The 1,435-nt window shown below is 43.4% G+C and carries 1 protein-coding gene; it reads left to right on the forward strand.

Translation table 11 applies throughout. The features are described 5' to 3' along the window. A partial coding sequence (locus F8N35_RS10320) for a hypothetical protein (protein WP_293052354.1) occupies window positions 1-1,435 on the forward strand: 1,435 nt, incomplete at both ends.

Genomic DNA, 1,435 nt, shown 5'->3' on the forward strand with positions numbered 1-1,435 from the left:
ACTGATGCTTGTGGTAATCATTCTTCTGCTCAGCAAACAATTACCGTGAATGACACACAAGCCCCTGTATGGATTACATCCCCAGGATCATTAAACAGGACGATTCAATGTAGCGATGCAACCGGATTAACAAATGCTCAGGCTCTTGCTCCTACTGCCAGTGATAACTGTACGGTTAACTTGACTCCGGTGAAAACCACAGGTTCTTTTGTTACCGGATCATGTCCGCAGTCTGGTACCTACACAAATACATGGGTCGTATCAGATGATTGTGGCAATACAAGTTCAGTATATACACAGGTAATTACCATAGTTGACACCCAGGCTCCTACACTAACACCTCCTGCAGACATCACTATTTACAAAGATGCACAGTGCAATTATGATGCAGCACCTGCAATAACAGGAAGTGCAAGTAACGTCGTGGATAATTGTGACCCGAATCCTTCTGTAAGTCATTTTGATAACCCCGGATTTGTCTTTAATCCCGTAAATGGTGATGTAAACCATGGAAATGGTTATTCGTTCCCGTTCGTAGTTAGAGGAATGGATGGACTGACTGCAGCAGATATCAAGTCTATTATGCTCTATATAAGCACAAATCAAGAACTCAGCTCACTGGAATACACACTTATTTCTCCTAGTGGACAAGGCATAATTCTGGTAGGCCCATATTGCGCAAGTTGTAATCCCGGCAATACAGGTAATTTCAAGCCGACATTCTACCCGGCATCTTCCGGATACCCAAAATGGAACAGCTCGAACTTGATTACAGACAGCAATGGTAATTATACACCGAGCGACGGAGTGTCTTATGTCAACCCGACTCCTCCTGAATTGACTGCTGGTTACATCTCTAAATTTGAAGATTTTACAGGACCAATGAATGGCACATGGACATTGTTTGCTATCAAGGATGGCACCTCTTCAGGACATGGTGCATTTAATGGAATCACTCTGACTCCGAAACTTTGCAATAACAGTGATATAATTGTAAGAAGCTGGACAGCTACCGATGCATGTGGAAATACCAGTCCACGATACGATCAGGTTATTAAAGTACTGGATAATACAGTTCCTGTGTGGACAAGTGTAGCCAGTTCGCTGGATGTTACCATTGAATGTAATAATGTCACCGGTTTAGCAGCAGCACAAGCAATGCAACCCGTTGCATCTGACAATTGCGACAAAGCTTTAGTTATAAAGAAGACTTCCGGAGCATTTATCCCCGGAACATGCCCACAGAAAGGTACATATACCAATACATTTACCGTAGAAGATAATTGTGGAAATCAGGTTGCTACTCCTTTTGTGCAAACAATTACAATTGTAGATACCACCGCTCCGGTTTTGAGCGAAGCTCCTGCCGATGTTACCGTGGAGTGCAATGCTGTGCCTGTGGCTGCTACACTGACTGCAACCGATAATTGCGATG

This window comes from Paludibacter sp., from assembly GCF_009712605.1.
In the GTDB taxonomy this organism is placed as follows: domain Bacteria; phylum Bacteroidota; class Bacteroidia; order Bacteroidales; family Paludibacteraceae; genus Microbacter.